The 24,493-nt window shown below is 70.2% G+C and carries 24 protein-coding genes and 1 pseudogene; 19 read left to right on the plus strand and 6 right to left on the minus strand.

The window, feature by feature from the left end:
- Positions 1-120 precede the first annotated feature (120 nt).
- From P8R59_RS09890 to P8R59_RS09905, 4 genes and pseudogenes are all read left to right on the plus strand, one after another.
- Positions 121-1,281, plus strand: a complete 1,161-nt coding sequence (locus tag P8R59_RS09890; RefSeq protein ID WP_278100906.1) for a sensor histidine kinase — start codon at positions 121-123, stop codon at positions 1,279-1,281.
- A pseudogene (locus tag P8R59_RS09895) lies at positions 1,278-1,879 on the plus strand (response regulator transcription factor). Before P8R59_RS09890 ends, P8R59_RS09895 begins: the two are co-directional and overlap by 4 nt.
- A 72-nt stretch (positions 1,880-1,951) precedes the next feature.
- Positions 1,952-2,593 carry a GyrI-like domain-containing protein gene (locus P8R59_RS09900; RefSeq protein WP_278100907.1) on the plus strand — a complete coding sequence of 214 codons (642 nt, stop codon included), beginning with the start codon at positions 1,952-1,954 and terminating at the stop codon, positions 2,591-2,593.
- Positions 2,594-2,643: 50 nt separating this feature from the next.
- Positions 2,644-3,537 (plus strand): alpha/beta hydrolase, encoded by an 894-nt coding sequence (locus P8R59_RS09905; RefSeq protein WP_278100908.1) that lies wholly within the window; start codon positions 2,644-2,646, stop codon positions 3,535-3,537.
- An 80-nt stretch (positions 3,538-3,617) separates the two neighbouring features.
- Here the strand turns inward: P8R59_RS09905 and P8R59_RS09910 are convergent, their stop codons facing one another.
- Positions 3,618-3,863 (minus strand): hypothetical protein, encoded by a 246-nt coding sequence (locus tag P8R59_RS09910; RefSeq protein ID WP_278100909.1) that lies wholly within the window; start codon positions 3,861-3,863, stop codon positions 3,618-3,620.
- Positions 3,864-3,890: 27 nt separating this feature from the next.
- On the minus strand, positions 3,891-4,607 hold the full coding sequence (locus P8R59_RS09915; RefSeq protein ID WP_278100910.1) for an alpha/beta hydrolase: 717 nt from the start codon (positions 4,605-4,607) through the stop codon (positions 3,891-3,893).
- A 184-nt stretch (positions 4,608-4,791) separates the two neighbouring features.
- Here P8R59_RS09915 and P8R59_RS09920 point away from each other — a divergent pair, with 184 nt between their 5' ends.
- Genes P8R59_RS09920 through P8R59_RS09935 form a run of 4 tightly spaced genes read left to right on the plus strand, consistent with a single transcriptional unit; the run spans position 4,792 to position 6,880 of the window.
- On the plus strand, positions 4,792-5,160 hold the full coding sequence (locus tag P8R59_RS09920) for a hypothetical protein (protein ID WP_278100911.1): 369 nt from the start codon (positions 4,792-4,794) through the stop codon (positions 5,158-5,160).
- A gap of 60 nt (positions 5,161-5,220) precedes the next feature.
- A complete protein-coding gene (locus P8R59_RS09925; protein WP_278100912.1) occupies positions 5,221-5,706 on the plus strand; it encodes a nucleoside deaminase in 486 nt (161 codons plus the stop codon).
- Positions 5,703-6,032, plus strand: a complete 330-nt coding sequence (locus tag P8R59_RS09930) for a putative quinol monooxygenase (protein ID WP_278100913.1) — start codon at positions 5,703-5,705, stop codon at positions 6,030-6,032. Before P8R59_RS09925 ends, P8R59_RS09930 begins: the two co-directional genes overlap by 4 nt.
- Entirely contained in the window at positions 6,029-6,880 is an 852-nt protein-coding gene (locus tag P8R59_RS09935) for a hypothetical protein (protein WP_278100914.1), read from the plus strand. Before P8R59_RS09930 ends, P8R59_RS09935 begins: the two co-directional genes overlap by 4 nt.
- Before the next feature lie 87 nt (positions 6,881-6,967).
- Here the strand turns inward: P8R59_RS09935 and P8R59_RS09940 are convergent, their stop codons facing one another.
- From P8R59_RS09940 to P8R59_RS09950, 3 genes are read right to left on the minus strand one after another with little or no spacing between them, the layout of a single operon-like run.
- Complete coding sequence (locus tag P8R59_RS09940; protein WP_278100915.1) at positions 6,968-8,119, minus strand: polysaccharide pyruvyl transferase family protein; 1,152 nt, start codon at positions 8,117-8,119, stop codon at positions 6,968-6,970.
- Positions 8,116-11,457 carry a hypothetical protein gene (locus P8R59_RS09945; protein ID WP_278100916.1) on the minus strand — a complete coding sequence of 1,114 codons (3,342 nt, stop codon included), beginning with the start codon at positions 11,455-11,457 and terminating at the stop codon, positions 8,116-8,118. Before P8R59_RS09945 ends, P8R59_RS09940 begins: the two co-directional genes overlap by 4 nt.
- A complete protein-coding gene (locus tag P8R59_RS09950; protein WP_278100917.1) occupies positions 11,438-14,023 on the minus strand; it encodes an ATP-binding protein in 2,586 nt (861 codons plus the stop codon). The genes P8R59_RS09945 and P8R59_RS09950 overlap by 20 nt, the downstream gene beginning before the upstream one ends.
- Positions 14,024-14,204: 181 nt before the next feature.
- Here P8R59_RS09950 and P8R59_RS09955 point away from each other — a divergent pair, with 181 nt between their 5' ends.
- The 11 genes from P8R59_RS09955 (at position 14,205) to sucD (ending at position 23,527) form a co-directional block, all read left to right on the plus strand.
- Positions 14,205-15,401, plus strand: coding sequence for a glycosyltransferase (locus P8R59_RS09955; RefSeq protein WP_202400983.1), 1,197 nt, complete (start codon positions 14,205-14,207; stop codon positions 15,399-15,401).
- Positions 15,398-16,690: an oligosaccharide flippase family protein gene (locus P8R59_RS09960; protein ID WP_278100918.1), complete on the plus strand. Its 1,293-nt coding sequence runs from the start codon at positions 15,398-15,400 to the stop codon at positions 16,688-16,690. The genes P8R59_RS09955 and P8R59_RS09960 overlap by 4 nt, the downstream gene beginning before the upstream one ends.
- Positions 16,687-17,523 (plus strand): dolichyl-phosphate beta-glucosyltransferase, encoded by an 837-nt coding sequence (locus tag P8R59_RS09965; RefSeq protein ID WP_278100919.1) that lies wholly within the window; start codon positions 16,687-16,689, stop codon positions 17,521-17,523. Before P8R59_RS09960 ends, P8R59_RS09965 begins: the two co-directional genes overlap by 4 nt.
- Positions 17,520-17,843 (plus strand): STAS domain-containing protein, encoded by a 324-nt coding sequence (locus tag P8R59_RS09970; RefSeq protein WP_077050534.1) that lies wholly within the window; start codon positions 17,520-17,522, stop codon positions 17,841-17,843. The genes P8R59_RS09965 and P8R59_RS09970 overlap by 4 nt, the downstream gene beginning before the upstream one ends.
- A complete protein-coding gene (locus P8R59_RS09975) occupies positions 17,840-19,219 on the plus strand; it encodes a PP2C family protein-serine/threonine phosphatase (RefSeq protein WP_278100920.1) in 1,380 nt (459 codons plus the stop codon). Before P8R59_RS09970 ends, P8R59_RS09975 begins: the two co-directional genes overlap by 4 nt.
- Entirely contained in the window at positions 19,216-19,647 is a 432-nt protein-coding gene (locus tag P8R59_RS09980; protein WP_278100921.1) for an ATP-binding protein, read from the plus strand. The genes P8R59_RS09975 and P8R59_RS09980 overlap by 4 nt, the downstream gene beginning before the upstream one ends.
- On the plus strand, positions 19,634-20,002 hold the full coding sequence (locus P8R59_RS09985) for an STAS domain-containing protein (protein ID WP_278100922.1): 369 nt from the start codon (positions 19,634-19,636) through the stop codon (positions 20,000-20,002). Before P8R59_RS09980 ends, P8R59_RS09985 begins: the two co-directional genes overlap by 14 nt.
- Positions 19,999-20,364, plus strand: coding sequence for a response regulator (locus P8R59_RS09990; protein ID WP_278100923.1), 366 nt, complete (start codon positions 19,999-20,001; stop codon positions 20,362-20,364). Before P8R59_RS09985 ends, P8R59_RS09990 begins: the two co-directional genes overlap by 4 nt.
- The gene (locus P8R59_RS09995) at positions 20,361-21,359 is read left to right on the plus strand and encodes an endonuclease/exonuclease/phosphatase family protein (protein ID WP_278100924.1); all 999 of its coding nucleotides are present in this window, start codon (positions 20,361-20,363) and stop codon (positions 21,357-21,359) included. Before P8R59_RS09990 ends, P8R59_RS09995 begins: the two co-directional genes overlap by 4 nt.
- Before the next feature lie 84 nt (positions 21,360-21,443).
- Positions 21,444-22,607, plus strand: a complete 1,164-nt coding sequence (gene sucC, locus P8R59_RS10000; RefSeq protein ID WP_077050528.1) for an ADP-forming succinate--CoA ligase subunit beta — start codon at positions 21,444-21,446, stop codon at positions 22,605-22,607.
- Positions 22,608-22,624: 17 nt separating this feature from the next.
- Positions 22,625-23,527, plus strand: a complete 903-nt coding sequence (gene sucD, locus P8R59_RS10005) for a succinate--CoA ligase subunit alpha (RefSeq protein ID WP_278100925.1) — start codon at positions 22,625-22,627, stop codon at positions 23,525-23,527.
- Positions 23,528-23,670: 143 nt separating this feature from the next.
- Here sucD and P8R59_RS10010 read toward each other — a convergent pair whose 3' ends face one another.
- Complete coding sequence (locus P8R59_RS10010) at positions 23,671-24,261, minus strand: hypothetical protein (protein WP_278100926.1); 591 nt, start codon at positions 24,259-24,261, stop codon at positions 23,671-23,673.
- Positions 24,262-24,493 lie beyond the last annotated feature (232 nt).

The raw sequence follows: 24,493 nt of genomic DNA on the forward strand, positions 1-24,493 counted from the left end.
TCTGCCGGTCGGCGACAGTGTCGCGGCGTCACGACCCCGCATGACATCGGTCAGGGGTGGCGGCGCCCGAGGGGCCGGGGCGCCACCCATGACGGATGTCACGCACGTACAGTGGCCCGGGTGATCACCCCGACCGCCGCCTACGCCCGTGACGTGAGCGTCACGTGGTGGTACACCGCGTCGTCGATCCTCTTCCTCCACGCGTTCGCGGCCGTCACCTGGACGATCGGGGTGTTCGCCGAGGGAGCCCCGACGGCCCTCGTACTGAATCTGCTCGGCGTCGCCGGGTCGCTGGCATCCGCGGTGCTCCTGCTCGTGCGCTACCGCCGCGAGCCGCTCGACGACGCCGATGTCACCGCTCGACGGCCGATGTGGCCGCTCGTCGTGTCGGGGATCGTGGCAGCCGCGGCGATGGGGATGTCGACCGGGTCGCTCCTGCTCGGCGTGGGGTTCGCCGCGCAGACCCTGTGCCTGGTGCGGTGGCGCGCGGGCGTGCGGGTGCGCCTGGCCGTGCTGTCGATCGTGGTGATCGTGGCGGTGTGGCTGATCGAGGTCACGCGCCTGCAGCCCGAGGGCTACGCCCAGGTCTTCGCACTGCCGTTCTTCGTGGCGCTCCTGCCCCCGCTGACGGCGACCTCGCTGTGGTGGTGGGACATCGTCTGCGAACTCGATCGTGCGCGCCGTGCCGAAGGTCGCCTCGCCGCGGCCCAGGAGCGGCTGCGGCTCGCGGGCGACCTCCACGACCTGCAGGGCCACCATCTGCAGGTGATCGCGCTGCAGCTCGAACTGGGCGAGAAGATGATGGCGCGCGATCCCGAAGCCGCCGGAGACCAGGTGCGCGCCGCCCGCGCCAGCGTCGACGACGCCCGTCGCGGGACCCGCGATCTCGCGGCCCGCTTCCGGGGCGTGCCCCTCCCGGACGAACTCGCCAACGCCGCCGACCTTCTGCGTGCCGCCGGCCTCACCGTCGACCTGAACGTCGACGCGACCGCGGACCGTGCGCCGGCGGACGTGCTCGGACCGGTGGTGCGCGAGTCGACGACCAATGTGCTCAAACACGGCGGCGGGGTGTCGGCATCCCTCTCGCTCGTCCGACAGGAGGGGGCATGGGTGCTGGTCGTCGAGAACGACTCCCGGGTCGCCACGACCCCGGTGAGCGACGGCGCCGGCCTCTCCGGAATCGCCGAGCGGGTCGGAGCGCTGGGCGGCGACATGGATGCCACCCGCCTCGACGATCGTTTCCGCCTCACCGTCCGCGTGCCCCAGGAGGTCGCCGCGTGATCCGCGTACTCATCGCCGACGACGAAGACATGATCCGCACGGCGCTCGCCGCGCTCCTGCGCCTGGAGGACGACCTCGAGGTCGTGGCCGAATGCCGCGACGGCGAGACGGCGCTCGCCGAGGCCGAACGGCTGCGGCCCGACGTCTGCCTCCTCGACCTCGAGATGCCCGGCCTGGACGGCATCGACACCGCGGCACGGATCCTGCGGCGCGTGCCGTCGCGTTGCGTCATCGTCACCCGCCACGCGCGGCCCGGCGTGCTGCGGCGCGCGCTCCGCGCGGGAGTGAACGGCTTCCTCCCGAAATCCCGACCCGCGGATGACGTGGCCGCGGTGATCCGCGAGGTCGCCTCCGGCCGCCGCTACGTCGACCCCGAGATCGCAGCCGACGCGCTGAGCGACGAGCGGAGTCCGCTCACCGACCGGGAGCTCGACGTCCTCCGCGCGGGCGCCCGCGGTGAGACGGTCGCCGAGATCGCGGCATCCCTCCACCTCTCGGGAGGGACCGTGCGCAACCACGTCTCGTCGGTGCTCGGAAGCTGGGGCTGGCGAGCCGTCAGCAGGCGACGATCCACGCGCGCGAGCGCGGCTGGATCTAGCGGTCCGTCGCGCCTGCTCCGCGCGAGGTGACTCCGCCTCTGCCAGGCTGGCGGAGGGAGCAGAGGAGCACCATGGCGGCCAAGATCGACTTCAAGAAGTCCCTCGACGGTTATCAGGCCAGGGCCGGGCAGTTCAGGGTCGTCGAGATCCCCGAGACGCGATACCTGATGATCGACGGGCACGGCGACCCCAACACCTCGCCGGCCTACACCGGGGCCCTGCAGGCGCTGTACCCCGTCGCATACAAGCTGAAGTTCGCGAGCAGACGCGACCTCGACCGCGACTACGTGGTGCCCCCGTTGGAGGGCCTGTGGTGGGCGGATGACATGGATGCCTTCACCGTGGCCAGAGACAAGTCGCGGTGGAACTGGACGATGATGCTCCTCGTTCCCGAGTGGATCGACGACGCGATGGTCGAGGCGGCCGTCGACATCGTGAGAGCCGCCGGGTCGGCGGGGCGGGTCGCGGACGTCCGGATCGAGACCCTCGCCGAGGGGCGGTGCGTGCAGACACTGCACCTCGGTTCCTTCGACGACGAAGCGGCCGTGCTGGACGAGATGCACCACGAATTCATCCCCGGTCAGGGATTCGGCTTGAGCGGGAAGCACCACGAGATCTACCTGAGCGACGTCCGCCGTGTCACTCCCGACAAGCTCCGCACCATCCTCCGCCAACCCGTGATCGAGGCCGCGACTGCGCGGCATCCGGACTAGTCCGATCCGCGAGCCACGGCTCGCCTCTGGCCGCTCGCTACGGTGGTGACGTGGACCAGCAGGCTCAGACCCTGACCGAGACGACACCGCCGATCGGTCGATTCGTCGACGTGGACGGCCGTCGGCTGTGGGTGGACACCCGGGAGGGACCGGGCCCGTGCGCGGTCTTCCTCCCCGGCTCGGGCGAGATGGGTCTCGACCTGTGGCAGAGCTACGAGAGCGTGACCCGCTCTCGGGCCGGTGTCATCTACGACCGGGCGGGCACAGGCTGGAGCTCTCCCGTCGCGCTCCCGCGGACGGCGGCCGCCGTCGCGGAGGAGCTCGATTCCCTGCTGCGTGCGCTGGGCGTGACGGGGGCCGTCGTCCTGGTGGGGCATTCCCTCGGCGGCGCGTACGCGCAACGGTTCGCCCAGCTGTTCCCCGACCGCGTCGCGGGCATGGTCCTGCTCGACCCCGTCCACGGCGCGTGGAACGAGGCGATGCCCGAGCATCTCCGCATCGAAGCCAACGCCTCGACGGCCGTCGTCGTCACCGATGAGCATCGCGCTGCCGGTCGCCGATGGCGGGAGTCGGTCACCACCGACCTGCCGCTCGAGGTCCGCGAGCTCGTGCGCGCTCGCCACGCCGCCGACGGCCTGCGGACCGGGCCGCGAGAAGGGGCGAACTTCATCGAGATCCTCGACGAGCTCGGGTCCGGACCCTTCGCCGCCCCGACGATCGTCCTCCGGGCGGGCGCGGTCGATCCGCTCCAGGCGCAGTTCAGCAGCGACGACGACCTCCGTGAACAGGGTGCGGCCCTGCGCCGGATGTACGACGCGGCTCTGCCCGCGGGGTCGCTCTGCCGCGAACTGCCGACGGCGACGCACTCCGACATCGCCCTGCTGTTCGCGGACGACGTCGCCGCCGCCGTGAACGACCTCGAAGCGATACTGCGCACGCGGTGACGCGGGCAGGACGGCGTCGGACGCGGCGCCGGTTCGCGGCATCCGGATGCCGTCGATCCCGAGGGCGCATCTGACGCCCCTCACTCACCGCCCGAGCGCGGAGGACCGGCCACGCCGAGGTCGTCGTCCAGCCGCCCCTCGGTGACACGGTCGCCCGGAACCGGCGTGCGGAACGGAGGAGCCGCGGCCGACGGCGGGAGCCTCACGGCATCCCCGTCGTCGCCGTCCTCGAGAATCACGTCCTCGTCGTGATCGATATCGATCTCGCGTCCGTCCCGATCGGGCGCTCCCCGGTGCACGGGCAGGAACGGGTCGCTCATCGCCACGGTCGTGTCCTCCGCGTCGCGCTCGGCTCAGCCGATCTCGGCGATCGCGTCGGTGATGACCCGGGCGACCTCGGCGGGGTGCGACTGCATCACGAGGTGCGGCGCGTCGATCTCGACGACCGAACGCAGGCCGGCCCGCGTGTACCCGAAGCGCTCGACGTCGGGGTTGATGGTGTGGTCCGCGCTGGACACGATGCCCCAGGCCGGCTTGGTCTTCCACGCGGCCACCGGTGCCGGTTCGCCGAAGGCCAGAGCGGCGAGCGGGCGCTGCGACACCGCGAGCACCTCCGCCGTTTCGAGGGGCACGCCGTGGGCGAAGACGTCGGGGAACGCGGCGATCTCCACCGACACGTCGGTGCCGTCCTCCCCGCCGTCGACGGGGAACGGCGTGTAGACGAGGTGCTGGGCGAGGTCGGAGTCGGGGAAGCCGCCCTGCAGCTCGCCGAGGCTCTCGCCCTCTACCAGCGCGTAGCCCGAGACGTAGACGAGGCCCACGACGTTGTCCGCGACGCCGGCCACGGTGATGACGGCACCTCCGTACGAGTGCCCGGCGAGCAGGACGGGCCCGTCGATGTGCTCGACGACCGAGCGGATGTAGGCCGCGTCCCCGAGCAGGCTCCGGTTCGGAACGGCGGGGACTCGGACGGTGTACCCCCGGTCGAGCAGCGTGCGCGTGACGGGCGCCCAGCTCGCAGCGTCGGCGAAGGCGCCGTGGACGAGGACGATGGTGGGGGATTGAGACATGGGGAGTGCTCCTCTCACAGACGGCGGAGGTGCCGCGCAGCGTCAGGCTAAGAACGCCGGCGGCACCGGGCCAGGAACGGATGTCGAGACCCGTTGCGACCTCCGTCGAGGAGCGGAGCGCCTCATAGCGTTCCCACAGCCGCCGCCAGTCCTGCGTTTGTGTCGCGCCGTCACACTCGGCGGCATGACCGATCACTCCTTCGTTCCGGCGACGCCGCCGACGAGCTCGTCCCCCGCGCCCGCACGGCGCCGCCCCACGTTCACGCGACGGCTGGTCGCCGGCATCAGCGCGGGCGCACTCGCCCTCGGCCTGCTCGTCGGGGGCGGGGCCGGTTTCGCGATCGGCAACGCCTCGGCGGCCAACGCGAGCACCTCGAACACCGGGCCCGGCTTCGGCAACGGCACGCGGCCCGAGATGGGCACGCCCCCCGATGGCGGCACGCCTCCCGACGGCGGATACGGAACCCCGCCGCAGGGGGGCTCGGGAAGCTCCGACGGGTCGACGGGGGGAACGACCGACGGGTCGAGCAGCGGCACGGGGTCGGCGAGCTGACCACCAGTGCGGGTGCCGCGCGATCAACACGATCGCCCCGGCGTCCCTAGGATCGTGGCCATGACCACCGACACCCTCGATCCGACCGAGACCGCGCACCTCCGCCGGACGATCCAGGTGTCGATCGACGCTCGCGCCCACGGCAACCACCCCTTCGGTGCGATCCTCGTCACCGGCGACGGACGCATCCTCGAGGCCGAGAACACCGTCGTCACCGACCGCGACATCACCGGCCACGCCGAAACGAACCTCGTTCGCCTGGCCTGGAGAGAACTGGATGCCACCGAGCTGGCGGCATCCACCCTGTACACGTCGTGCGAACCCTGTGCGATGTGCGCGGGGGCGATGTTCTGGGCGGGCATCGGGCGCATGGTCTACGCCCTGTCGGGGCGGGGGCTCATCGCGCTCGCCGAGTCTGGCGAGGACGGACGGGAGCTGGACCTCCCGTCCCGCGAGGTGTTCGCCGGCGGGAGTCAGCCGACCGTCGTCTCGGGTCCGCATCTCGAGGACGAGGCCGCCGAGCCCCACCGCGGGTTCTGGCGATGATCGTGCGGGTGTCGGAGGCGCACGTCCGGGACGGCCTCGCCGATGAGTTCCTCGCGCTGCTGCGCGAGCTGGTCGCATCGTTCCCCGAGCAGTACGACGGATTGCTCCGCCACGACGTGCTCGTCGACCTCGTCGATCCGAGCCGCGTTCAGTACGTCAGCGAGTGGGCGGATGAGGCGGCGTTGGTCGCCTACGCGGGGAGCGAGTGGCGCACGCAGCCGGTCACATTCCCGGACGAGGAGCGGTTCCTGCGGCAGCCGCTCGCGCTGCGGCACTTCATCTCGTCGATGCCGGTGATCGCACAGGACCTGAGGATCCGCCGGTGACGGGGGCGCACGTCGGCGGGTACACGACTCGCGCCCTCCGATCTCGCCGTAACCGAGACCGGCAGTCGGCGGACTGGGTGTCGGCCCGCCTGTGGAGGGCAGTTTTCGCGTGGTCCCCGGTCATTGCCCTGGTCGGCTGCGCGGCCGGAGGGTGGCTGCTCATCCGGCTGGTCCTCATCTCCACGGGGAAGCCCGAGTACACCTTCGAACCGGACATCGTCGTCGCCGGTGTGGGCCTCCTCGGGTGGGCGGGCGCCACCCTCATCCTCCTCAGCCCTCCGTCGTCCGTGCTTGCGCGGTACTACGGGCAGAAGAGCCTCACCGGAGTGGTGTGGCCGCTCGGGCGGCGGTTCCGCGTCTGGAACGTCATGGCCGTTCCCTTCGGCGGACTCCTTCTCGGATTGCTTGCGGTGATGCCCATCCAGGTCTGGACGGAGGGGACGGCCGATCTCGGGAACCGTCTGATCATCACGGCGCTGTTCGCTTTCGGCTTCGCCGTCGCCGCTCTCTTCCTCGTTCGCCTCGGTGTCTGCGGGGTGGAGCTGACGCCGACCATGTTGATTGCCCGGGGGTATTTCTTCACGCGTCGCTATCCCCGTGGAGCCATCGAGAACGTCAGGAGTTTTCAGATCCGAGGCCTGGCCGAGTGGGGGATGGCCGCTCTCATGAACAGGACCACTGAGTTCTACACGGTGAGTGTCGCTCTCTCGAGCGGGCGAGAAAAGACCCTGTACGCGTCGAATTCGTCATCGCCGGATGTCGAGCACGGCGCCGCGGTTATTCGGGAGTGGCTGGCGGAGGAGATTCCCGACACCCGCCGTCCGGACGCCACTCGTCCGCCCCGCTGAGCCTGGCGACCTGGACGGTGCGATCCGCTGAGCTGCCGGTGTCCGAGCGGTAGGGCCTGGCGCGGAAACGACTGGGCCCCGACGAGCTCACGCGCTCTCCGCCCACCCCTGCGCCCGCGCGAAGCTGTCGCGGGCCGCGGTGCGCAGCTCGGCGCTCCGGGCACCGACCGCGGCCCCCACGGCATCCCGTCGTTCGATCAGGTCGACGAGACCGTCGGCCAGCGCGGACGCGTCGAACGGCTCGTTGATGTCGACCGTCCACTCGGTGAGTCCCAGGGTCTTCGCGAGCTCGCGCACCTTGACGTCGTACGCGAGCACGAACGAGGGCACGCCGAGGAGGGAGGCCATCACGATGGCGTGCAGCCGCTCGCTCACCAGCACGTCGCTGTCGCGGATGAGGCGGGCGGCATCCACGTGGGTCCGGGGTTCGTGACGCACGAAGGGGACGGATGCCAGGCGTCCGGCGAGGGCGTCGAGCACCTCGACGTCGTCGTGGTCCTTGAAGCCGATCTGCATCGGAAGCGAGTGCACTTCGAGTGGATGCCGGGCGTGGACGCTCTCGAGCGCGGCGGCGAGCCGGTCGAGGAACGGCTCCCACGCCTCCGGGTTCTCGATGTCGAAGTTCAGGTTGAGTGCGACCCGGAGCGCGCCGTCGGACCGGGGAGCGGGGGTGTCGTCGGCGGGCCGGAGCAGGAACTCCTCGTCGGTGGAGAACACGGCATCCGGGACGAGGGTCGCGTCGATCCCGATCTCGCGGCAGGTGTCGAACGACTTCTGATCCCGCACGGTGATGAGGTCGACCTGCGAGAGGATCCGCCGCGCGAGCCACAACCCCATCCGGGTGCGCAGCGGACCGACGCCGATGTTGAGCATGGCCACGGGCTTGCGTGCGATGCGCCGGGCGAAGGTCACCACCCCGAGGATCATCGCGAGCGTCGAGTAGGGGTTGCGTCCCGTCGACGCGTACAGCTCCTTGATGATCGAGCCTCCGCCGAAGACGAGGAGATCCGCACCGCGCAGCGCGCGCAGCAGCTGCAGCCGGTCCGCTCCCGTGTCGATCACGCGGACGTCGAATCGCGGGCGCAGCTGCGAGCGGGTGAAGTCCGGGTCGTAGCTGTTGACGAGGTACCGGTGCTGCGGTCCGAGCTGCGTGAGGAACGTCTCGAGCAGCAATTCGTCGCCGATGTTGTACTGCCCGTGGGTCCCGAGGAACACGATGCGGCGGGCGGGTGCGGTCATGATCGAGGCTCCTGGGGTGGGGGGTCGGTCGGATCGTCGTCGAGGTCGTCGGTGTCGCGATCCTCGTCCTCATCGTCGTCGGGATGCAAGCGGGCGCGCCACCGCACGAGCACGAGGCTGCCCGCGATGAGCAGGACCGTCAGCCCCACCCCGACCCAGCTCGACCCGACGACACCGCCGCTGGGCGGTTCGAGGTCGGTGACGTCGGCGGCGGCGAGGTTCAGCAGCTGATCCTGGGTGAGGTTGGCGTGCTCGGGGTTGGCCGCGGGGTCGACGTAGCCGTCCTTGCCGCCGGCGCTCACGGTGCGCTCCGAGCATTCGAGGGCGTTCGGGTCGGTGATCTTCTCGACGTTCGCGGGAAGGGAGAGCGACTGGTACGTCTCCTCGGGCACGAGCATGAGGCCCTCGAAGAGCATCGGGTTCGTGTCGGTCTTGTCGATCGCGAACGTGTGCTTGCCGGCCGGGGCGTCCACCACGCCGAGGTCCTGGAAGCTGAACCCCGAATTGACCGGCACGAGCTGGTCGGGGATCTGCTGTTCGAGATCGGCGACGGACATCGCGGAGGTATCGGCGGCCACGCGGCCGGGCTTGTAGACGTCGTCGACGGGGAAGAGCTTGACGTTCTCCGGTGGAGACCGCAGCTCGAACGACTGGTCGTACGACAGCGACGACGACGTGATGTGCAGCGTGTTCGCGGTGTTCGCCGTGCGCATCAGCACGCGGTACTTGCCGGGTTCCTTCACCGTCACCGGCACGCTGATCTCGGTCGCGCGGGGGAGCCCGATGAACGAGCCCCGGAGCGTCCCGAAGACACCGGGCGTGATCATGCCGGTGCGGTTCCACTTGGTGTTCGAGAACAGCAGGAACGACCGGAACATCGGCGACAGGTAGTAATTGGATGCCACGACGTCGGGGTTGAACGCGAACATCCGCGTGTCGGGGCCGGCGATGGCGTCGGGATGGTCGAGCAGCCAGAGGTCGAGCGCGGAGGTGGCGTCGTCGTCGGTGAGCAGGTGGATCGGCGCGTCGGCGGGGAGCGCGGTCGGGTCGTAGTACGGGGTGTATTCGAACGTGTAGCAGCGGCTGAGGTTCCGTCGGTTGAAGACGAGGTTCAAGTAGGTCTGCCAGCTGGAGTCGACCAGGATCGTCTCGCGGTTCGCCCGCGGTTGATCGGTGATCTCGTAGAGCGCGTAGCTGTCGTTCTCGAACCGGAGCTCGACGTCTCCCTTCAACCGCTGGAGCCCGGGCTCCACGTAGCTCTCGACGTTCGGGAGGTATTCGGCGCCGACGCCGTTGTTCGAGTGGATCTTGCGGTTGACGACGACGTATTTGATCTGGATGTCTCGGGCGACGTTGATCCACCAGTCCTGCTGGTAGTAGAGCCCCCGCAGGATGAGGAAGAAGTCGAACTTGTTCTTCACGTCCCCGGTGAGGCCGTAGTAGTAGCTCGGTTTGTCGAGGTAGTAGATGAAGAACTTGTCGATGAACTTGTGGTCGACGCCGTTGGCATCCTGAACGAGCTTCGCGGTCTCGGTGGGCGGGAGGACGACCGTCTTGCCCTCGGGGAGCGTGTTCAACTCCTGCTTGAGCTCCTGCAGGTCGTGCAACGGGAAGGGCGCGAGGAACCCGGCCATGTTGCCGGAGCCGAACACCGAACGGTAGGGATCGTTCGACCAGAAGGGCGTGAAGAACACCGCGCCGATGCACGCCGTCGCCAGGAGCGAGACGAGGAGTTCGCTCCTGGCGCGCACCCGCGCGGGGTTCTTCGGCTTCGCCTGCTTCGGAACCGGGGTCGCCTTCGCCCGGGGCGCCCGCCGCCGACGCGGAGCGAGCCACCGACCGCTCACGACATCGATGAACAGCGCCAGCGTGAGCGACATCACCAGCGGCGCGAGCATGAACAGGATGAGCTGGAACCGATGCGGGAAACGCAGGATCTGCACGACCGTTCCGGCGGCCGTCACCACGAGGTTGCCGATCGCGGAATGACTGTCGTTGGCGGTGATCGCGAGGGCCGCGAGGGTGCGGTGGAAGGTGGGGAACCACAGCGGCTCGCCGTAGCCGATCGTCGCCCACATCGCGAACACGATCGTGACGATGAGCACGCCGAGGAGCTGTCGGTGATGGCGTGTGCGGAACAGTCTCCGGCGCACCCAGGGGACCGCGAGCGGCACGAACAGCAGCAGCGTGTAGACCGCGTCGGGGTAGCGCGGCACCTTCGCGAGGTAGTCGCCGAACAGGATCTTGTCGGTGATCCCCGCGAGGTCCCACGACAATTCGTGGAGCCAGGAGACCGAGGCATCCTGGATGAAGTAGAAGTCGCCCGGCACCGTGTCCGAGAGGTTCGAGACACCCGCGAGCGCGACGTACTTCACGAACAGCGCGTAGGGGATCAGGGTGATCACGGCGTAGATGACGAGGGCCCAGAAGATGCGCCCGGTCGTCGTGAGCGACCAGCGGCCGGACCACGCCCGCAGGCGTCTCCACCGTCCCCCCTGGAGGACCAGGGTGCGAACGCGGCCGGGCAGTCGATGCAGACGGCGCGGGCCGCCCGTGCGGATCCACTTCCCGACCTCGCCCACGAGGAGCGTGACGACCGTCAGCGCGAAGAAGAGCGTGAACAGCACCAGGTAGTGGATCGCGGGGTTGAACAGCGTCGCGACGGCGGCGATCACCATCCAGCGCTTCCACTTGCGGCCGGCGAAGAGCAGCGCGTACAGCATCCACAACGACGAGATCGTCATGAGGACGAGCCCGAGGACGAGCGTGTAGAAGTGGGTGATCTTGGCGTAGACCATGATCAGGTAGATCAGCGAGACGGGGAAGAACGTCGCGAGGTAGATCGCCTGCGACGACAGCGACGTGAACACCTTGTCCATGAACTTCGCGACCGTCAGATAGGCCGACCAGAACAACGCCGGGATGACGATGAGGATCGCGAACGGCAGGACGGCGTAGTAGCGCAGCCAGGTCGTGAGGAACGCGTAGCGGACGCGGAACTCGTAGCCGTTGACCAGCTCGTTGAACTGACCCGCGGCCTGGTCGAGCAGCTGACTGTGCCAGTTGAAGAAGGGCACGAGCTCGTCGCCGGCGATCACCGCATCGCCGCGGAGGACCGACGGGATCGCGAACAGCACGTCGCGGAAGATGATCAGCGACCCGACGAGGTACACCGCCCCGACGACCAGCGCGATCGTCCGGGTCGAGAGGCTGCGTGCGCGCTGGGGTCGAGGATCCTCGGGCGCGTGCGCGGGAGCGTCGGCGGGGGGAGCCGCCGGGGGCGGAGTATCCGCAACGGGGTCGGCGGACGCGTCGCGCTCAGCCCGACGAAAGAGCACGGAGCTCCCTCTCGGCGTCGTCGACGACGATCGCCGCGGCGTCGCGGACGGCGGCGACCCGACGCGGGTCGAGAGCCTGTTCGTCGGAGCCGCGCTCGATGCGCGCGCACGCCTCGGCGAGGAGCGCCGCCCCCAGCGCGAGGCTCGCCCCGCGCAGGCGGTGGGCGAGCGCGCGCGCGTCGTCGGCCGATCCGTGGTGGACGGCCTCCTCGATGGCCGAGACGTCGTCGGCGCTGCGGAGCACGAACGTGCGCAGGACATCGGCCTTCACCTCGGGGCCCAGGTCGTTCAGCAGCGTGAAACGGTGGGGGCTCGCGGCGGCGGGCGCGAGGTCCTCCGGCGGCGCGTGCAGCTCGGCGGTCTCGAAGGCGCGGCGCAGGTCCTTCATCGTGAACGGCTTCGTGACGTAGCCGTCCATCCCCGCGCGCAGGCAGTCATCGCGGTCCTGCTCCGTCGCCCCCGCCGTGAGGGCGATGATGTACGGCTGCGCGACGGTGTCGCCCGCCGCGCGGATCCGACGCGTCGCCTCGAGCCCGTCCGTCACGGGCATGTGGACGTCCATGAGCACGATGTCGTACGTGTCGCGGCCGACCGCGGCGACAGCCTCCTCGCCGTTGGAGACCACCGTCGCCCGGTGCCCGAGGCGCCCGAGGATCTGCGATGACAGCAGCTGCAGCGTGGGGTTGTCCTCGGCGACCAGGACGTTCAGCGGCTCCTGGCCCGACGGATCGACGGATGCCGCGGGCTCGGTCGGCGCGGGCACGGCGGCCGCGGGCGAGGCCGTCCGCGCGACCGTCGGGGTCGTCACGGGCGCCGCGGAGGGGTGACGGCCCACCCGCACCACGGCGCGCGGGGACTGGGCCGGCGGGTCGGTGGCCTCGAGTGCGATCTCGAACGAGAACGTGCTGCCCCGGCCGACGTCGCTGCTCACCTGGATACGGCCGCCCATCATGCGCACGAGCGCATCGCAGATCGACAGGCCCAGGCCCGTGCCGCCGTGCGTGCGCGTCGTGGAATCGTCGGCCTGGGTGAAGGGCTCGAAGATGCGCTGCAGGGCGTCGGCGGGGATGCCGATCCCGGTGTCCGTGACCTCGAAGCGCACGGCATCCGGCTCGGCGCCTCGGCGTACGGTCACCCGCACCTCGCCCTGGGCGGTGAACTTCACGGCGTTGCCGAGCAGGTTCACCAGCACTTGCCGCAGGCGCGTGGAGTCCCCCAACACGTGGGTGGGGACGTCGGGCGCGTAGTCCGCCACGACGATCAGCCCCTTGCTCTCCGCGGCGAAGGACAGCACCGTCACGGTCGAGGTCACCAGGCGTCGCAGATCGAACGGTGCGCGCACCAGGTCGATCGCGCCGGCTTCGATCTTCGAGAAGTCCAGGATGTCGGTCACGACATCCAGCAGCAGCGAACCGCTGGCGGATGCCCGGTCGGCGTAGTCGCGCTGCACGGGGTCGAGGTCGGTGCCGGCGAGGAGCTCGTTCATCCCGAGGATGGCGTTCAGGGGCGTGCGCATCTCGTGGCTCATGGTCGCGAGGAACGTGCTCTTCGCCGAGGTCGCCGCCAGTGCGGCATCCCGAGCCCGCTCGAGACTGGCGCTCAACTCGCGCTCGCGCTGACGCAGTCGCTCCGCCTCGATGACCGAGACCAGCAGCCGCGCGATCCCGGTGGCCAGTGTCGCGAAGGCGAGGAACTCGATCGCGCCGCCGCCGGTATCGAGTTCGTTGAACACCAGGATGACGAGGGCCCCGGTCGAGAAGATCGCGGGGACGTACACGACCACGCGCAATCCGTTGCTCGCGGCCGTGCGACTGGTCGGAGCGCACCACGCGACCAGGGCGAGCAGGAGGGCTGCCGCGGGCCACAGGGCGTCCACGGGGGAGGGGGTCCGCGTCTGGCCGAGCGCGAGGGCCGGTCCCACGGCGAGGCTCCCCAGGAACAGCAGGAGCGCCGCGCCCAGGTTCAGCCACCACGCCGCCGACGGGCGTCGGTTCAGTCCCGAGAGCAGCGCGACGAGCACGCTGACGTAGAGGAGGGACGGGATCAGGTACGCCAGGCTCAGCAGCGTGGCCTGCTCGCCCACGCCGACCAGGGAGGTGAGGAAGAACACCACGCACAACAGGCCCAGGGTGCTGATGAGCGCGTCCAGCAGCATCGAGAGCGACAGGCGGGCGAACCGGTCCCGGACGAGCAGTCCGAGGCATCCGATCAGACCGAGGAAGAACGGGAGGTTGACCACCGGAGCGAGCCAGCGAAGGGTGTCCGCGCTGATCGGTGCCAGCGACTGCACGGCGTCTCCGACGACGAGGACTCCGAGCGCCGCTGCCATGACCGACCAGGCGGCGCGTTCCCGCGGAACCCGGACCACACGGACGACCACCAGCGCACAGGCCGCCGCCTCGACGGCCAGGCGCGCACCGACGAACCACACGAGCGCGGGCCCCTGCTCGGGCAGGATCCACAGCGACACGCCGTAGGCGACGACCACGGCGAGGGCGACGCCGAACACCGCCCAGAGCCCCGCACCCTGGCCTCGCTCGACACCCAGGGGGTTCTGTCGCGTCATACCGCACTCCGACTGCGCGCCGACTCCCGAGCGGTCGCGATGGCTCAACGGTGCAGGAGCGCTCTCAAGAAGTCAACCGAAACGCCGCGCGGGGTGAATAGCGGGGTGACAACGCAGGTTCCGTTGCAGGTACTGTCGACCTCACACGTGGAGGGCAGCCATGGTGGACCAGCAGTCGGAAGTGTCGCAGATCTCTTCGGCGCGCCTGCGCATCGGCGTTGTCACGGCGTTCCCCCCGGGCCGCAACAGCCTGAACGAATACGGCTATCACCTCGTCCGGCACCTGAGCCGGCTCGAAGAGGTCAGCGATGTCGTCGTCTATGCGGACGAGACGGATGCCGGGGCCCCGACGCCGATCGACGGGGTGACGTTCGTCCCGAGCTGGACGTTCAACGACCCGCGCACGGTGGTCCGGGTCGCGCGGGCCGTCGCCCGCACCCGCCCCGACGCGGTGATCCTGAACCTGCAGTTCGCGACCTTCGGTGACCGGCGGATCCCCGGCGCGCTCGGCCTCCTGCTCCCGGCCGTGCTGCGCGCGCGGCGGGTGCCCACCCTGGTGGTCCTGCACAACCTCGCCGACAACGTCGACATGCGCGACGCCGGCTTCGCCCGCTCCGCGCTCACCGCGCGGCTCATGACGCTCGCCGGGCGCCTGCTCACGCGGGCGCTGCTGCGCGCCGACATCGTCGCGCTGACGATCCCCCGCTACGTCGAGTTCCTCCGCGACAGCTACGGAGCCGCGAACGCCCTGCTCGCGCCCCACGGCAGCTTCGAGGAGATCGCCAAGCCGTCGTTCGGCATCCCTCCCGGTCGCCGGACGATCATGGCTTTCGGCAAGTGGGGCACGTACAAGACGGTCGACCTCCTCGTGGACGCCTATCGCCTGCTGCTCGATCGCGGCTACGACGATCTGCAGCTCGTCCTGGCCGGCACCGACAGCCCCAACTCGCCCGGATACATGGCCGATGCCGCCGCCCGCTACGCCGACGTGCCGAACATCGAGATGCCGGGGTACATCGCAGAAGAGGACGTCGCGCCGCTCTTCGGCTCCGCCACGGTGGTCGCCTTCCCGTACACCTCCACGACCGGCAGTTCCGGCGTGCTCCACCAGGCCGGCGAGTACGGACGTGCCGCCGTCCTCCCGCGCATCGGCGACCTCGTCGACGTGATCGAGGAAGAGGGGTTCGAGGGCGTCTACTTCGAGCCCGGCGACGTCGAGAGTCTCGCCGACGCGCTCGCCGCGGTCCTCGACGACCCCGAGCGGCGGGAGATGCTCGGGCGCCGCAACTACGCCGCCGCCAGCGGGGTGCCGATGTCGGAGGTCGTGCAGTGGCACATCGCGCACATCGACCGCCTGCGCGCCCGGAGGCGGGTGTGACCGAGGAGCGTCGCGCGGACACCGCGCCGGCGGGGGCACGCCGGCTCGTCGCGGGCGGGTCGATGCTCGCGGGCGCGATGCTCGTGGCCAACGCGGGCAACTACGCGCTCAATCTGTTCCTCGGCCGGGTGCTGACCCCGGCGGAGTTCTCGGACGCGAACCTCATGGTGACGCTGCTGTTCACCCTGACCTCCGTCGCGCTGTGCCTGCAGATGGTCGCCGCCCGGTTCGTCGCCCGCGCGGACGCGTCCGGTTACCCCGGTGACTCCGATGCCCTCGTGCGCCGGCTGCGCCGCCTCGCCCTGTGGTCCGGCGTCCTCGCCGCCGTCGCGCTCGCCGCCGGCTCCCCGTTGTGGTCGGACCTGTTCCGAACGGCCTCGCCGTGGCCGTTCGTGGTCCTGGCGGCGGGCGTGCCGTTCTGGCTCGTGCAGGCCGTCGGCCGCGGCACGCTGCAGGCGCGGCTGGCGTTCCCCGCCCTCGCGCTGTCGTTCGTGATCGAGATGATCACGCGCGTCGGACTCGGGGTCGTGCTGGTCTGGGCCGGCTTCGGCGTCATCGGGGCGACGGTCGCGCTGAGCGTGTCGTTCGTCGTGACCTGCGTGGTCGTGAGCATGGTCGCCCGCGCGAGCGGTGGCGCGGTCAGCGGGACCATCGACCCGCGCGAGGTGCGGGCCTACGCCGGGATGGTCTCGATCCTGCTGATCGGCCAGATCATCGCCAACAACAGCGACATCCTCATCTCCAAAGCGGTATTCCCGCCGGCCGACGCCGGCGTCTACGCCGCCGTGGCCCTCGTCGGCCGCGCCGTCTTCTTCCTCGCGTGGTCGGTCGCCACGGTGGTCTTCCCCGTCGCCGTCCGCCGCCACGCCGCGGGGCAGGATGCCTCGAACGTGCTTCGCAACGGCATGGTCATCGTCACGGCCATCGGCCTCGTCTGCGCCGTCGGCGGCTTCTTCTGGGGCGGACCGGTGCTCGGCGTGGTCCTGGGGCCCGCCTACGCGGGCCTGTCGGTGCCGATCGCGGCGTACGCCCTCACCACGACCCTGTTCGCCCTCGGAAACCTCGTCGCCAGCTACCACCTGTCCCGGTCGCGGACCCGTCAGTCGTGGATCCTCGTCGGCGCGGCGGTGCTGCAGGTGATCCTGCTGCTGGTGTGGCACCGCGATATGGCATCCCTCATCGCCGCCCAGGGCGTGGCGATGACCGTGCTGCTGGTGGCGCTCGCGGTGAACGCGCTGGTGTCGTCGTCGGCGACGCGACGGGCGGCGACGGCAGGAGGCACCCCATGAGCGAACCGATGTCGGCGTACCGCGCGTACAAGGCGTGGGTCACCGAGCCCCTGACCGAGGAGCCGGCGGTCACCGTCGTCATCCCCGCGTACAACGAGGAGTGGCGCATCCTCCCGACGATCGGCGCGATCGCCACGCACATGAGCGCGCGCGGCGAGCCGTGGGAGCTGATCGTCTCGGACGACGGATCGACGGATGCCACGGCCTCCCTCGTCCGCGATCTGCGCTTCGCCAACCTGCGGCTGCTGACCACGACGCGCAACGCCGGGAAGGGCGACGCCGTCCGTCGGGGCATGCTCGCCGCCCGCGGGCGTCTCGTGCTGTTCGCCGACGCCGACCAGTCCACCCCCATCGAGCAGTTCGACCGGCTGGCCGCACGCGTCGCCGAGGGTTTCGACGTCGTCGTCGGTTCGCGGGCCATTGCCGGGGCGGCGGTGAGCAACAAGAGCCTGGGACGCCGCATCCTCAGCGGGGGGCTGCACGTCCTGGTCTCGCGCGTGTTCGGCATCCAGGTCGCCGACACGCAGTGCGGGTTCAAGCTGTTCACCGCGCCCGCCGCGCAGAAGCTCTTCTCGACGCAGGTCGTCGACGGGTTCTCATTCGATCTCGAGGTCCTCTACCTCGCGCACAAGCTCGGCTACCGTGTGGCGGAGGAGCCGGTGGACTGGTACGACGCCCCCGGTTCGACCGTGGATGCCATGAAGGTGACGCTGCAGTTTCTGCGCGACCTCGTCCGCATCCGATTCCTGGATCTGCGCGGTGCGTACCGCGAAGAGCGGCGCCGCCCGACACCGCTCACCCCCACGGAAGTCGACGGAAGGACCCCGCGATGATCGTCAGGACCGAGATCGAACCCTCACGCCGCACGGTGTACCTGGCCGGGCGTTTCGACGCCCACGAGGCGCCCGGGTTCCGCACCGCCGTGCACCCGCTGGTCACCGCCGAGCACCCCGTCATCCTGATGGACCTGTCGCAGGTGGCCTTCCTCGACTCCACGGCGCTCGCCGAGCTCGTGCGTCTGCAGAAGCAGGCCCGGGCGTTCGGGGGAGAGGTCGTGCTCGTGGACCCCGCCGACGCCGTCCGCGTGATCCTGGAGATCACGGACCTCGCCGAGCTGTTCACGATCCGGTCGGCGGCGGACGGCCCATCGTGAGAACCGACGAGACGGACCCCCGCACCGCGGGGAACGCGCCTGCCGCGATCGGATCGCTGGACAACGCGCTCGACCTGCTCGCCTCGGCGGCGACGCGCAGCCCGTCGGCCGAGGACCACGACCGCGCGGCGCTCGCCGAGCGCGTCGTCCGCGACGCCGTGGCCGAGCTCCAGGCCACGCAGCTGGCGCTCACGGAGGCGCTCATCGCGAGCCAGGACCGGCAACTGGCCGTCGAGGCGCTCGCGCGCATCAACGTGCGGGGTGCGGCGGGCGACGACACGCTCTCGCTGCTGCTGGACCGCGCCCTGTCGATCACGGACTCGCGGCAGGTGCTGTTCTTCGAGGGGCGCGAGGTCGCCCTGGTCCGCGGCGACCACGGCGATCTCGGCGCGCACGTGAGTCTGGTCCGCGCGGCGCTCGAGGATGCGCCCGACGACGCCGTCCGCGCCGTGGCATCCGACACCGCCGTGATCGGCGTCCTCGACCCGGACGGTGCGACGGAGCAGCACATCGCCTTCTTCCGGTCGGCTGACCGCCCGTTCTCCACCATCGACGTGCCTCTCATCGAGGCGATCGTCTCGGCGATCGGCATCATGCTCGCGTTCCGGGAACTGCACCGCCACGAGTTCGAACGCGCCGCCGTGGAGCGCGAGCACCAGTTGGCCTCCGTCCTCGCCCAATCCGTGATCTCGACCGAACCGCCGCCGTCCGCCGACGTGGACCTCTACGCGCGCACGGTGCCCGCGGCTCTCACCGGCGGCGACCTGTACGTGTTCGGTCGCTCCACCGGGGCGATCTGGTTCGCCGTCGGTGACGTCGCCGGCAAGGGTCTGCCGGCCGCGATGCTCATGACGCGCGCCGTCGCCGCCTGCCGGATCGCGTTCCTCACCCGCCCGGACGACTCCGTGGTCGACGTGTTCCAGCGCATCGAGGACGAGCTGTTCGACCATCTCGACGACGTCGGCGTGTTCATCACCCTGACGGTGGGCGTGATCCGCGAGGACACCGGCGAGGTCTCGCTCGTGAACGCCGGGCACTCCCCGGTGGTGTTCAGCGGCACGGAGGTCGAGGCCGTCAAGGCATCCGTCCCCCCGGTCGGGGTGATCCGCGGTCGCGTCCCCCGGGTATGGACCACCGTGCTGGGCGTCGACGACACGCTCGTCATCGGCTCCGACGGTCTGGCCGAGCAGACGGACCCCGACGGCGAGCAGTTCGGCTACGACCGCTTCACGGAACTGTGCCGTTCGGCCCGTGGGCTCAGTTCGACCGACTTCGGTCGGATCGTGTTCGGCGCCGTCGACGGTTTCGCGCGCGGTGCCGCACCGTCCGACGACGCCACCCTGATGGTCATCCGCCGCGGAAGGACACTCGCGTGACCGGCACCGTGCGCTCCACCCTCGAGCTCGAACCGACGGCGCTGGCCACCCGCGAGATCGGCGGCTGGCTCACGGCATCCCTCGCGCACCTCGATCCGGCGACCGCGGCCGTGCTCCTGCCGCGCGCCGAGCTCGCCGTCCACGAGGCCTGCATGAACGTCATCGACCACGGGGAGCTCCCCGAGGGCACGACGATCGGTCTCGCGCTGGAAGTCGGCCCGGCCGCGCTCGTCGTTCGCCTGACCGACCACGGCGCGCCGTTCGATCCGTCGACCGCGGCGGTCCTGCCGGCCGAGCCGCTCCGCGAACGCGGGTACGGCCTCACGATCATCCGCTCCCTCGTCACCGAGGTGTCCTACCGGCGGGTCGGAGCGGTCAACGAACTGGAACTACGTATGGAGATCGAGGGCGACGATGCACAGCACTGAGGCGGCGGGCGAGAGCGCTCTGAGGATCGACGTGGTCTACGTCGACGAGGTGTACGCGTTGCTCGCGCTGTCCGGACGCCTGGATGCCGTGGAGGCGCCGAGAGCGCGGCAGATCTTCGACTCGGCCCAGGTGGCCGCCGCGGCGCGGCTGACCATCGACCTCACCGACGTCACGTTCGTCGACAGCGCCGGTCTCGCCGTGCTCGCGCGCGCCCGCCGCGACCGCGGTCTGACCGGCGGATCGGTGACGCTGATCCGCCCCCGATCGGACGACGCGATGCGGGTCTTCCGGTTGACCCAGTTCGACCAGATCTTCGTGATGCGCGACTCCGCCGACGAGGTGGACGACCGGTGAGCGACGCCCTCATCGTCGACGACGATCCCGTCACCCGCCTCGTGCTCACGCACATGCTCCGAGCCCTGGGATGGTCGACGGATGCCGCGGCCGACGTGCCCGAGGCGGCTGCGCGGCTGCGCGAGCGCACGTACGACCTCGTCATCTCGGACTTCCAGCTCCCCTCGGGCACGGGCACCGAGCTGCTCGACGTGCTCGGGGGAGCGGCATCCACCCGGTTCGTCCTGCTCACCGGCATCATCGAGTACTCGGGCATCCCGGTCGAGGCGTCGCAGCGGCTGTCGGCACGGCTGACCAAGCCGGTCAGCTCCGAAGCGCTGCGGGAGGTCCTCGGGCGCATCTTCGCCGAAGGCCCCGGGTGACCTCGGCCTCCGCGCGGGTCGGCTGGATGGTCGTCGCCGCGCTCGTGGCCGCCGTCGGCGCCCGCGTCCGTCCCGTGCGGTGGATCCCGCTCGCGATCGGGGTGCGGGGGGTGGAACGGCGCCTCCTGATCGCCGCGTATCCGGTCGCGCTCGTCGCGGCCCTGGCTCGACGTCGGGCTCTCTCGGTCGTCGCCGGCGCCCTCGTGGCCCTCCACGTGTTCGTCTCGGTACGCGGCCGGGGCGGTCGGAGTCCGCACCCGATCGCGGACGGTTCCCTGCGTCTCCGACTGGTGACGGCCAACCTGCTCTGCAGCAACCCCGACATCCCGCGGCTCGCCGACGAGATCGCGGACGAGGATGCCGACGTCGTCCTGGTCCAGGAGGTCACCCCCGAGGTGCTCGCCGTGCTGCGGCGGTCGCGCCTGTGGTCCGCCTATCCGCACCGGCGGGTCGCACCGCGACCGGAGTTCCACGGGGCGGCGACGTTCTCGCGCCTCCCGGTGGTCTTCGACGCGGTGCTCGACGTGGCGGGATCCCCGATGCTCCGCACCGACCTCGCCACACCCCACGGCCCGGTGCGCGTGGTCAACGTGCACACCGTGGCGCCCCTCACCCTCGGGCAGGTGCGCCGATGGGAACGGCAGATGGCGTGGCTCGGCGCGTTCGCCGACGCCGACGCGAGCCCGGTCATCGTCGCCGGCGATTTCAACGCGACAGGCGATCACGCCCCCTTCCGGCGCCTGATGCGCGGGCGTCTGCGCGACGCCTTCGACGCGGTCGGTCGCGGGTCCGGCGCGACCTGGCCGATCGGTCACCGTTTCCTGCCCCCGCTGCTCCGCCTCGACCACGTCCTCACGGGCGGCGACATCGAGGTCGATTCCCTGCGCGCCGTGCCCGGCGCCGGCAGCGACCACGCGCGGCTCGTCGCGGAGCTCGGCATCCCCGAACCCCTCCGTCCGGACGTATCCGCGTCCGGCTCATTCAGCCCGGTCTAGTAGGGTTGTCGCTTGGCAAGATCTCTTGATATCGAGAGATCTTCCGCCTCCTCCCACCACCGATCGCCCAGCGAAGGATCATCCGTGGATCTCTACGAGTACCAGGCACGAGACCTGTTCGAAAAGTACGAGGTGCCGGTGCTCGCCGGCATCATCGCCGACACCCCTGAGGAGGCGAAGGCGGCCGCGGAGAAGCTCGGCGGCGTCGTCGTCGTCAAGGCTCAGGTCAAGACCGGAGGCCGCGGCAAGGCCGGCGGCGTCAAGGTCGCCAAGACCCCCGACGAGGCCTTCGAGGCCGCGCAGGCCATCCTCGGCCTCGACATCAAGGGCCACGTCGTCAAGCGCGTCATGGTCGCCGCGGGCGCCCGCATCGCCAAGGAGTTCTACTTCTCGGTGCTGCTGGACCGTGCCAACCGCTCCTACCTGTCGCTGTCCAGCGTCGAGGGCGGCATGGAGATCGAAGAGCTCGCGGTCGAGCGTCCCGAGGCGCTCGCGCGCGTCGAGGTCGACCCGCTCGAGGGCATCTCGCCCGAGAAGGCGCTCGAGATCGCCAAGGCCGCGAAGTTCGACGACGAGCTGGCCCCCAAGGTCGCCGACGTCTTCGTCAAGCTCTTCAACGTCTACAAGGGCGAGGACGCCACCCTCGTCGAGGTCAACCCCCTCATCCAGTCCGAGGACGGCGACATCATCGCCCTCGACGGCAAGGTCTCGCTCGACGAGAACGCCGGCTTCCGTCACCCCGAGCACGAAGAGCTCGAAGACAAGGATGCCGCCGACCCCCTCGAGGCCAAGGCCAAGCAGCACGACCTCAACTACGTCAAGCTGGACGGTCAGGTCGGCATCATCGGCAACGGCGCGGGCCTGGTCATGTCGACCCTCGACGTCGTCGCGTACGCCGGTGAGAACCACGGCGGCGTCAAGCCCGCCAACTTCCTCGACATCGGCGGCGGCGCCTCGGCGACGGTCATGGCCGCCGGCCTCGACGTCATCCTCGGCGACGAGCAGGTCAAGAGCGTGTTCGTCAACGTCTTCGGCGGCATCACCTCGTGCGTGGCCGTCGCGGAGGGCATCGTGAAGGCGCTCGAGATCCTCGGCGACGCCGCCACCAAGCCTCTCGTGGTCCGTCTCGACGGCAACCAGGTCGAAGAGGGTCGCGAGATCCTCGCCGCCGCCAACCACCCGCTCGTCACCCTCGCCGCCGGTATGGACGAGGGCGCCGACAAGGCCGCCGAACTGGCCAACGCGTAAGGGATAGGGACAGGAACATGTCGATCTACCTCAACAAGGACTCCAAGGTCATCGTCCAGGGCATCACCGGCGGCGAGGGCACCAAGCACACCGCCCTCATGCTGAAGGCGGGTACGCAGGTCGTCGGTGGCGTCAACGCCCGCAAGGCCGGCACGACCGTCACCCACAAGGACGCCGCCGGCAACGACGTCGAGCTCCCCGTCTTCGCCTCGGTCGAAGAGGCCATCCGCGAGACCGGCGCCGACGTGTCGATCGCGTTCGTGCCCCCGGCGTTCACGAAGGACGCGATGGTCGAGGCCATCGACGCCGAGATCCCATTGCTCGTCGTGATCACCGAGGGCGTGCCCGTCGGCGACACCGCCGAGGCGTGGGCGTACGCGAAGTCGAAGGGCGAGAAGACCCGCATCATCGGCCCGAACTGCCCCGGCATCATCACCCCCGGTGAGGCGCTCGTCGGCATCACGCCCGCGAACATCACCGGCAAGGGCCCGATCGGCCTCGTGTCGAAGTCGGGCACCCTGACCTACCAGATGATGTTCGAGCTGCGCGACCTCGGCTTCTCGACCGCCATCGGCATCGGCGGCGACCCGATCATCGGAACCACGCACATCGACGCGCTCGCCGCGTTCGAGGCCGACCCCGAGACCAAGGCGATCGTCATGATCGGCGAGATCGGCGGCGACGCCGAAGAGCGCGCGGCCGCTTTCATCGCGGCCAACGTCACCAAGCCGGTCGTCGGCTACGTCGCGGGCTTCACCGCCCCCGAGGGCAAGACCATGGGCCACGCCGGCGCCATCGTCTCCGGCTCCGCCGGCACCGCCCAGGCGAAGAAGGAGGCCCTCGAGGCCGCCGGCGTGAAGGTCGGCAAGACGCCGTCCGAGACCGCCGCCCTGATGCGCGAGATCATCGAAGCGCTCTGACGCTTCGCTCGAAAGGGCCCGGATGCCATGGCATCCGGGCCCTTTCGCGTTCCCCGATGGTGCTCGGTCGAGTGTCCAAGACACGCGGACGGCCCCGCGCCGCGTCCGCGTGTCTGGGACACTGAGACGGGAGGGAGAGGGAGTTACATGCCGTCGGCCTTCATAGCGGCCACGATCAGCACGTGCCGGTCGGCGTTCTGCTCCGACCATTCGTTGTCGTAGTTCAGGCCGTAGGGCCAGAAGTGCCCTCCGCCGCAGGAGATGGTCGCGCTGTCGCCGTCCCAGCTCTTGATCAGCGCGTTGACGTTCGGGCCGGTCCAGGTGCCCGTGCTGCAGTTGCTCGACCACCCACCGCTCTGATTCACGCCGAGGGTGTGGGCGATCTCGTGCAGCGCGGTGCGCTCGGACATGTACGACCGGTTCTCCCCGAAGCGCAGATCGCCGTTGCCGTTGCCTTCGGCGGTGGGGACGCCCGGAGCGTAGTAGACGTTCAGCTCTTTGGTCAGGTCGGAGAGGTTGTTGTAGCGCGTGACGGCGGCGTTGACGGCGGCGGTGATCTTGTCGTAAGCGTCCTGCTGGTCGGCGGTCGGATTCGCCTCGGTGTGCAGCGTGTAGGTGATCTCGCCGTCGGCGGCGAGGGCGGGGGCGGTGCTACCGCCTACCAGAGCTGCGCCCGCGAGAACGGCGGCGATCAGGGCGCGTCGACGACGGGGGAGGACGTTCGTCATCTGCATGGTTCTTCTCCTTCGAAGCGGCGGACGCGGTCGTCGCGTCCGTGTGACGAACGTAGGTCAAAACAGTCATGTCCACGTCAACATGAGAGAAGTCTCACTCTCTTCTCATCGACGATGCGGCTCGCATGGCCTCGTCGCCCGCGGGCTGTTGGCCGCCGCCGAAGGCACACGATCGGGTCGAGCGCATACGATCGAGACGTTCCGAACATGTGCGTTCGTCCGGATCGTGTGC

This window comes from Microbacterium proteolyticum, from assembly GCF_029639405.1.
Classification (GTDB): Bacteria; Actinomycetota; Actinomycetes; order Actinomycetales; family Microbacteriaceae; genus Microbacterium.

Excerpts from the sequence above, each read along its gene's own strand:
- P8R59_RS09900 (WP_278100907.1), top strand. The coding sequence starts at position 1,952 with ATGGCGGCCAAGATCGACTTCAAGAAGTCCCTCGACGGTTATCAGGCC.
- P8R59_RS09915 (WP_278100910.1), bottom strand. The coding sequence starts at position 4,607 with ATGTCTCAATCCCCCACCATCGTCCTCGTCCACGGCGCCTTCGCCGAC.
- P8R59_RS09920 (WP_278100911.1), top strand. The coding sequence starts at position 4,792 with ATGACCGATCACTCCTTCGTTCCGGCGACGCCGCCGACGAGCTCGTCC.
- P8R59_RS09925 (WP_278100912.1), top strand. The coding sequence starts at position 5,221 with ATGACCACCGACACCCTCGATCCGACCGAGACCGCGCACCTCCGCCGG.
- P8R59_RS09930 (WP_278100913.1), top strand. The coding sequence starts at position 5,703 with ATGATCGTGCGGGTGTCGGAGGCGCACGTCCGGGACGGCCTCGCCGAT.
- P8R59_RS09940 (WP_278100915.1), bottom strand. The coding sequence starts at position 8,119 with ATGACCGCACCCGCCCGCCGCATCGTGTTCCTCGGGACCCACGGGCAG.
- P8R59_RS09950 (WP_278100917.1), bottom strand. The coding sequence starts at position 14,023 with ATGACGCGACAGAACCCCCTGGGTGTCGAGCGAGGCCAGGGTGCGGGG.
- P8R59_RS09965 (WP_278100919.1), top strand. The coding sequence starts at position 16,687 with ATGAGCGAACCGATGTCGGCGTACCGCGCGTACAAGGCGTGGGTCACC.
- P8R59_RS09970 (WP_077050534.1), top strand. The coding sequence starts at position 17,520 with ATGATCGTCAGGACCGAGATCGAACCCTCACGCCGCACGGTGTACCTG.
- P8R59_RS09985 (WP_278100922.1), top strand. The coding sequence starts at position 19,634 with ATGCACAGCACTGAGGCGGCGGGCGAGAGCGCTCTGAGGATCGACGTG.
- sucD (WP_278100925.1), top strand. The coding sequence starts at position 22,625 with ATGTCGATCTACCTCAACAAGGACTCCAAGGTCATCGTCCAGGGCATC.
- P8R59_RS10010 (WP_278100926.1), bottom strand. The coding sequence starts at position 24,261 with ATGCAGATGACGAACGTCCTCCCCCGTCGTCGACGCGCCCTGATCGCC.